The organism is Streptomyces sp. (assembly GCF_035563135.1).
Taxonomy (GTDB): Bacteria; Actinomycetota; Actinomycetes; order Streptomycetales; family Streptomycetaceae; genus Streptomyces.
In genome coordinates this window covers 19,138-27,534 of sequence record NZ_DATMVN010000272.1, presented here as the reverse complement: position 1 = coordinate 27,534, position 8,397 = coordinate 19,138, and the positions used below count along the sequence as shown (strand labels likewise).

The window sequence follows — 8,397 nt, the reverse complement described above, 5'->3', positions numbered from 1 at the left end:
GAGCGGGCCGCCGCCGAGGTCGTCTCGCTCCCCGTCCACCCGTCGCTCGGCGAGGGCGACCTCGAGCGCATCGCCGCCGCGGTGAACGCACTGGGGGAGAGCCTGTGACCGCCGCCGTACTGAGGGCCGGACTCGTCGGCCTCGGCTCCATGGGGCGTCACCACGCCCGCGTCCTCGCCGGTCTCGACGGCGTGGACCTGGTCGGCGTCGTCGACCCGATGGGTGACAAGAACGGCTGGGCGCAGGGCGCCCCCGTGCTCTCCACCGTCGAGGAGCTCATCGCGCTCGGCGTCGACTACGCGGTCGTCGCCTGCCCGACCGCCCTGCACGAGGAGGTCGGCCTCCAGCTGGCCGACGCGGGCGTCTGCGCCCTGATCGAGAAGCCGCTGGCCGACACCGTCGAGGGCGCCCGCCGCCTCGTCGAGGCCTTCGAGTCGCGCGGCCTCGTGGCCGGCGTCGGCCACATCGAGCGCTGCAACCCGGCCCTGCGCTCGCTGCGCAGCCGTCTGGAGGCCGGTGAGCTCGGCGACGTCTTCCAGGTCGTCACCCGCCGCCAGGGCCCCTTCCCCCACCGCATCGCGGACGTCGGCGTGGTCAAGGACCTCGCCACGCACGACATCGACCTGACCGGCTGGGTGACCGGGCAGACGTACACCTCGATCGCGGCCCACACCGTGTCCAAGTCCGGCCGTCCGCACGAGGACATGGTCTCCGCGGTGGGCCAGCTCTCCGACGGAACCATGGTCAACCACCTGGTCAACTGGCTGAGCCCGCTCAAGGAGCGCTTCACGTCGGTCACGGGTGAGCGCGGCTGCTACATCGCCGACACCCTCACGGCCGACCTCACGTTCCACTCGAACGCGGCGGTGGCCACCGAGTGGGAGGCGCTGCGCGCGTTCCGCGGTGTCTCCGAGGGCGACATGATCCGTTACGCGATCCCGAAGCGCGAGCCGCTGCTGGTCGAGCACGAGCTCTTCAGGGACGCCGTCCGGGGCGAGTCGGCCGACATCTGCACCTTGCGGCAGGGACTGCGTACCGTTGAGGTCGCGGCAGCGGTCCTCGAATCGGCCGTCAGCCGCACCACCGTCCGTCTGGACACCGACAGTGCGGCGGCCTGAACATCCGGCAGTGGGCACAACGTTTCACTGCCAAGCCTGTTCCGCGCTCCGGGGGAGCGCGGAACAGGTGACGGCTCGTTCGTCTTCCACCGGAGGAAGTGCAGTATGAAATCCCCTGCCCGCCGACCGCGGCTCGCCGTGATCGTCGCCAATGGCATCACGGGCGACTCGCGGGTCCAGAAGACGGCCGTGGCCGCAGCCCGCGACGGCTGGGACGTCACGCTGATCGGCAGGAGCGAGACCAAGCGCGTCCAGCGGTCGAAGATGGGTCCGATCGACGTGGTCCGGGTCCCCGTGGCCACGGAGTACGTGCGGACGGTGAAGGCCCGCAGACCGCACCCGCTGCGCGGTGCGCTGACCCAGTTCCGTATCCAGGACCAGGCGGCCCTGAGTCGCTACCGCGCCTCCTACCGGGCCTGGGTGCGTGAGACGTCCGCCGAGACGACCTGGTCGGGCGCTCCCCGGCGGGCTTCGCTGAAGGCCGTGCTGCGCGCGCGCCGTGCCGTGTACAAGCTGCGGGTGCGCGCCTTCAAGTGGGAGCAGCGCAGGGCACCGAAGAATCCGGAGCCGGTCCGTGACTGGCGGCTCGACTGGCCCCAGCTGGTGGACCTGGACCTGGCGTTCGGCCCGGTGATCGAAGAGCTCAAGCCGGACGTCATCCACGCCAACGACTCCACCATGATCGTGACGGCGGCTCGCAGCGCCGCACGGCTCCGGGCGGGCGGCCACCGGTGCGTCTGGCTCTACGACGCCCACGAGTACGTCCGTGGCGTGGAATGGCCCAACCCGCGGCAGGCCTACGCGCTTCCGGCGGCCGAGGCCGAGTACATCGGGCGGGCCGACGCGGTGGTCACCGTGTCCACGCAGCTGGCCGAGCTGCTCAAGGACGACCACAAGCTGTCGAAGCTTCCCCTGGTGGTGGGCAACTCGCCCGTGCGCGAGGTGATCGGCTCCGGATCGGTGCGCTCGTCCGTCCGCGAGGTCTGCGGACTCGGGCCCGAGGTCCCGCTCATGGTCTACTCGGGGTGGCTCGGCCCCGAACGCGGGGTGGACGCAGTCATCGACGGTCTCCCCGCGCTGCCGGGCGTGCACCTGGCTCTGGTCTGCAGCCGGGTGACCCCCCTCCTGGAGCAGTTGCTGGCGACCGCGGAGACGCTCGGTGTACGCGACCGCATCCACCTGGTGCCGTACGTCGCGCAGCACGAGGTCGCCGACTACCTGTCCTCGGCGGACATCGGCCTGACGCCGTTCAGGCGGGTGCCCAACTGCGAGGTCTCCCTGCCGACGAAGGTGCCGGAGTACCTTCAGGCGGGTCTCCCGCTGGTCACCAGCGATGTGCGGGTGATCAAGGCGTACGTGGAGGAGAAGGGACTCGGCGAGGTCTTCACCTGGGACGACCCGGCGACCTTCGCCGCCGCCGCGGCCCGGGCGCTCAAGCGCCGCGACGAGCTCGCGGCGGCCATCACCGAGGACGTGCTCAAGGAGCTCTCCTGGGAGCAGCAGAGCGCCGGACTGCTCGAGCTGTACCGCACCCTGTCGAAGAAGACGCCGCCGGTGCCGGTCGCCGAGGTGCCCTGGACCGTGCAGGAGACCCCGGGCGCCGCACGGATCGGTGCGAGCAGCGGCAAATCCGGGGTGCCGGTCTGGACGCCCCTCGGGTCCACGCGGGTCAAGCTCGGTATCGGGCCGGCCAATTACGCGGGACAGGGAGCGGCTTTCGCGCAGGCGGTCTCACAGGCCGATCCGGACGTGTCCGTCGAAGTCGTCATGAACCAGCGTGCCGACACGTTCGACTACCCGGCCGACGTCTACGTCGACGCCGCACGGCTCGGCGAGCTGGACATCCAGCTGCAGCAGGTCAAGAGGATCGTCGGCCGTTACACCCACCTGATCGTCGATGCCTTCATGCCGGTCTTCGGGCGGCTCAACGGTGACACCGTCGCAGGCGACCTGGCCGCGCTGCGCAAGGCGCGCGTGAAGGTGGCGCTCCTGTCGCACGGAAGCGACATCCGTCACCCCGACCGGCATCTGGAGCGCCACGAGTACTCCCTGTTCAGGGATGCGCCTGACGGTATCGCCGAGAGGCTGCGGAGCAAGGCCGAGACCAACCGGCGCATCGCCGACGAGTCAGGTCTTCCGCTCTTCGTCACGACTCCCGACCTGCTGGACGACCTGCCGGCGGCCAAGTGGGCGCCGCTGGTGGTGGATGTCGCCTCGTGGGCGGCCGACACTCCGGTGATGGAGCGCAAGCGGCCCATCGTGCTGCACGCCCCGTCCAAACGCTGGACCAAGGGCACGGACCGGATCATGCCCGTGCTCACCGAGCTGCACGACAGCGGTGTCATCGACTTCAGGCTCGCCGAGGACATCCCCTGGGCCGAGATGCACGCACTGGTCAAGGAGAGCGACCTGGTCCTGGACCAGTTCACCACGGGCAGTTACGGCACCTTCGCCGTCGAGGCGATGGCTGCCGGCAAGCCGGTGATCGGTTACATCAGCGAGGCGGTGAAGGCCACGACGAACGGCGAACTGCCCATCGTCAGCGCCACTCCCGCCACGTTGCGTGAGGTGCTGGATTCCCTGATCGACGATCGTGAGGGCACCGCGGCCATCGGCCGCGCCTCGGTGGAATTCGCGCATACGTACCACGACGGACGCTGGACCGCGCAGGTGCTGAGCGGATTCCTCAAGTGACGCGTCCGGGGGAAAGGTTGTTCATGGAGACGCAGGAAGCCGGCATCGAGCGGCCCCGCAGGGGCCGGGTCGTCATGCTCGTCGACAACAAGGTCGAAGGGGATTCGCGGGTCCAGAAGGCCGCCGAGTCCATGGCCGCGGCGGGCTGGGACGTGACGTTGCTCGGTCTGGTGCGCTCGGGCAGCGGCCGCAGCTGGAAACTCGGTGACGCCGATGTGCGGCTGCTGCCGCTGAAGACGCCGCTGGCGAAGCGGCACGCCGAACGGCACCGCTCGCTGCTGCGCCGCCCCCTGGCCTACCCGCCCGGCCCGCTCGCCGCGTACAGACGGCAGTGGGCCAAGGCATGGCGCGCCGACGTGGCCTCGCGCCGTGCCGCGCTCAAGGTGGTGCCGCAGGCGGTCGGGTCCCCGGCCTTCCGCAAGGCGGAGCGGGCGCGTCTCGCGGTGGCAGGCCCGGCGTCGAAGGTGATGCAGCGCTGGATCGCACTGCGGTCCCGTCATTCCACGGAGGCGCAGAAGGCCGGCCGCAGGCTCCAGGGGCCACTGGACCGGACCTTCACCGCCGCCTGGAAGGCCGCCAAGGGCAGAAGGGCCTGGCGCAGGCTCGAACCCGCGCTGTGGGACTACGAGTTGACCTACGGCAAGGAGATCGACGCGCTCAAGCCCGATCTGATCCACGCCAACGACTTCCGGATGCTGGGTGTCGGGGCCCGTGCCGCGGTCCGGGCCAGGGCCGCGGGCCGCCAGGTCAAACTGGTCTGGGACGCCCACGAGTTCCTGCCCGGGGTCCGTCCGTGGGAGGACAACGCGCACTGGATTCCGGGAAACACGGCGCACGAGAGCGAGTACGCCCCGTACGCCGACGCGGTGGTGACCGTGTCCGAAGGCCTCGGTGACCTGCTGCGCGAGCGTCATTCCCTGTCCGCGCAGCCCACGGTCGTGCTCAACGCGCCCGACCGGCCGGTCGAGCGGCCCGATGCCGGCCCGGTGCCGGATCTGCGTGAGCTGTGCGGTATCGGACCGGACGTCCCACTGGTGGTCTACAGCGGCTCGCCGGGCCCCCAGCGCGGCCTCGGCGACATGGTGGAGGCGCTGCCGCAGCTCGACGGCGTACACATGGCGTTCGTGGTCCCGAATCCGGCTGCCGCCTACATAAAGGGCCTGCTGGCCCGCGCCGAGGAGCTGGGGGCGGGGGACCGTCTGCACGCGGTGCCCTACGTACCGCACTGGCAGGTCGTCCGGTTCCTGTCCGCGGCGAACGCCGGCTGCATCCCGATCCACCACTGGCCGAACCACGAGATCGCTCTGATCACCAAGTTCTTCGAGTACTCGCACGCCCGGCTGCCCCTGGTCGTGAGTGATGTGAAGACCATGTCCGAGGTGACCCGTTCGACCGGGCAGGGTGAGGTCTGCAAGGCCGAGGACGTCTCCGACCTGGCCCGCGCGATCAAGCAGGTGCTCGCCGATCCCGAGCGCTACCGTGCTGCTTACGACAAGCCCGGACTGCTGGACACCTGGACCTGGGAAGCGCAGGCCGAAGTGCTCGACGGGCTCTACTCCAACCTGCTCCCGGGCCGCGAGAAGGCGGAGAACAGACGATGACGACGGCTCCCGATGTCAGTGTGGTTGTCGCTGTGTACAACACGATGCCCTATCTGACGGAATGCCTGAACTCCCTTGTCGGGCAGAGCATCGGGCTCGACCGGCTGGAGATCGTCGCGGTCGACGACGGCTCCACGGACGGGAGCGGCGCCGAGCTCGACCGTTTCGCCGAGCGCTACCCCGGCACGGTCAAGGTTCTGCACCAGGCCAACTCCGGTGGCCCCGCCGCGCCCAGCAACCGGGCGCTGGAGGTGGCCACCGGCCGGTTCGTGTACTTCATAGGGTCCGACGACCACCTCGGTGAGGAAGCCCTCGAGCGCATGGTGGGCTACGCGGACGAGCACGGCTCCGACGTGGTCGTCGGCAAGATGGTCGGAACCAACGGCCGCTACGTGCATCAGAAGCTCTACAAGAAGAACGACCCCGACATCAGCCTCTTCCGCTCCAGCCTGCCTTTCACGCTGGCGAACACCAAGCTCTTCCGCCGTGAGCTGGTGGAGAAGCACGGGCTGCGCTTCCCCGAGGACCTGGCGGTCGGCAGCGACCAGCCGTTCACCATCGAGGCGTGCGTCCGGGCCCGGAAGATCTCGGTCCTCTCGGACTACACCTTCTACTACGCGGTGAAGCGCGGCGACGCGAGCAACATCACCTACCGGGCCGATCACCTGTCCCGGCTGCGCTGCACCGCCGCGATCATGAAGCATGCCGCCTCGCTCGTGGAAGCGGGTCCCGACCGGGACGCGCTCTTCGAGCGGCACTTCACGTGGGAGCTCGCCAAGCTCATCCAGGACGACTTCCCGGCGCTCGACCCCACGACCCGGCAGGAGGTCTGCGCGGGGATCGCCGCCCTCGCCGACGAGTACCTCACCGACGGGCTCAGGGACGCCCTGGACGTCAAGCGCCGCGTGCGGATCTGCCTTGCCCAGGCCGGCGCCGTGGACGAGCTGGTCCGCGCCATCACCGACGAGGCGGAACACGGAGCGCCGCCGTTCCACCTGGAGGACGGCCGGGCCTTCGCGCTGTACCCCGGCTTCCGCGACGAGACCTCCGGCCTCCCCGACCGCGTCTACGAACTGGTCGGTGAGTCCGTGCCCGGGAGGCTGGCACAGGGCACGGAGCTCATTTCCGTGGACTGGGACCAGGCCGGCGACGACCTGTTCCTGGTGCTCACCGCCCGGGTCGGCGTCCTCGGCGACACCGGTTCCCTGACCGTGCGCCTGGCCAAGGGAGCCATGCCGAAGTCCGCGGACAAGCCAGGTGCGCGCCGACTGCCGTCCGGCCATGAACTCCCCGCACCTGAGGGGGAGTTCAGCGTCGATACGGCCGAGGGAGGCCGGGCGACGACGGTAAGCGCCCGGATTCCCGTCCACGCTGTCAAGTCGAAGCTCGGGGTCCGGGTGTACGTGGACGTGGCAGGCTCGACGTACGAGATCCCGGTGAAATCCGGCGGGAAGCCGCTGCCCCTGGCCCGCCGCTGGCGTCAGGCCGTCCCGTACAGGGTGGCGGCGAACCAGAACCCCAAGGGCCGGCTCGTGATCACGACGGCGCCCCTGTGGGAGATCAAACCCGGTGCGGGCAAGCGGCTGCGCCACATGCTGTCCAGGCTGAAGAGGAAAGTAACCCGATGAACATCTGTGTAGTCGCGCTCGGCAAGATCGGCCTTCCGCTCGCCGTGCAGTTCGCGGCCAAGGGCCACAAGGTCGTCGGCGCGGACGTCAACGCGAAGGTCGTCGAGCTGGTCAACGCGGCCACCGAGCCGTTCCCCGGCGAGCACGACCTGGACGTCAAGCTCAAGGAGACCGTAGGCGCGGGCCTGCTCTCCGCGACGACGGACACCGCCGCCGCGGTCGCCGCGTCCGACGCCGTCGTGGTCGTCGTCCCGCTGTTCGTGGACGCCGAGGGGATCCCCGACTTCGGCTGGATGGACGCGGCGACGAAGGCGATCGCCGCAGGTCTGAAGCCGGGCACCCTCGTCAGCTACGAGACCACCCTGCCGGTGGGCACCACCCGTACCCGCTGGGCGCCGATGCTCGCCGAGGGCTCCGGTCTGACCCCGGGACGCGACTTCCACCTCGTCTTCTCCCCGGAGCGCGTGCTGACCGGCCGCGTCTTCGCCGACCTGCGCCGCTACCCCAAGCTCGTCGGCGGCATCGACGAGGCGTCGTCGCAGCACGGTGTGGAGTTCTACGAGGCCGTGCTCGACTTCGACGACCGCGAGGACCTGCCGCGCCCGAACGGCGTCTGGGACCTCGGCACCGCGGAGGCCTCCGAGCTGGCCAAGCTCGCCGAGACCACCTACCGCGACGTCAACATCGGTCTGGCCAACCAGTTCGCCCGGTTCGCCGACAAGAACGACATCGACGTCAAGAAGGTCATCGAGGCCTGCAACAGCCAGCCCTACAGCCACATCCACCAGCCGGGCATCGCCGTCGGCGGCCACTGCATCCCGATCTACCCGCGGATGTACCTGTGGAACGACCCGGAGGCCACCGTCGTGCGCTCGGCCCGTGAGGCCAACGCCGCGATGCCCGAGTACTCCGTCGACCTGCTGGCCGCCGCCTACGGCGACCTGGACGGCGCCGGGGTCCTGGTGCTGGGCGCCGCCTACCGCGGCGGCGTCAAGGAGACCGCCTTCTCCGGCGTCTTCGGTGTCGTCGAGGCGCTGAAGGCGCGCGGCGCGGTGCCGTTCGTCTCGGACCCGATGTACACGGCGGAGGAGCTGACCGCGCACGGCCTCGTGCCGCACGAGGGCCAGACGGTCACCGCCGCGATCCTCCAGGCCGACCACGCGGAGTACCGCGAGCTGGCCGCCGCCGACCTGCCGGACGTCCGCGTCCTGGTCGACGGGCGCCGTACGACCGATCCGGCCAACTGGGCGGGCGTACGCCGCGTCGTCATCGGCGGCTGACCGGCCCTGTACCGACGGCTGAGGCCCCCACCCGGCACCGGGTGGGGGCCTCAGCCGTGCGCAGCCGGTCGGGGGC

General features: G+C 70.3%; 5 protein-coding genes. All 5 read left to right on the top strand.

Going from position 1 to position 8,397, the window contains the following annotated elements; all coding sequences use genetic code 11:
* Positions 1–104: 104 nt before the first annotated feature.
* Entirely contained in the window at positions 105–1,118 is a 1,014-nt protein-coding gene (locus VN520_RS11950) for a Gfo/Idh/MocA family oxidoreductase (RefSeq protein ID WP_325746862.1), read from the top strand.
* Positions 1,119–1,223: 105 nt separating this feature from the next.
* Entirely contained in the window at positions 1,224–3,812 is a 2,589-nt protein-coding gene (locus VN520_RS11945) for a glycosyltransferase (RefSeq protein WP_325746861.1), read from the top strand.
* A 23-nt stretch (positions 3,813–3,835) separates the two neighbouring features.
* Complete coding sequence (locus VN520_RS11940) at positions 3,836–5,413, top strand: glycosyltransferase family 4 protein (protein ID WP_325746860.1); 1,578 nt, start codon at positions 3,836–3,838, stop codon at positions 5,411–5,413.
* A complete protein-coding gene (locus VN520_RS11935; protein ID WP_325746859.1) occupies positions 5,410–7,041 on the top strand; it encodes a glycosyltransferase family 2 protein in 1,632 nt (543 codons plus the stop codon). Before VN520_RS11940 ends, VN520_RS11935 begins: the two co-directional genes overlap by 4 nt.
* A complete protein-coding gene (locus VN520_RS11930; RefSeq protein WP_325746858.1) occupies positions 7,038–8,321 on the top strand; it encodes a nucleotide sugar dehydrogenase in 1,284 nt (427 codons plus the stop codon). Before VN520_RS11935 ends, VN520_RS11930 begins: the two co-directional genes overlap by 4 nt.
* Positions 8,322–8,397 lie beyond the last annotated feature (76 nt).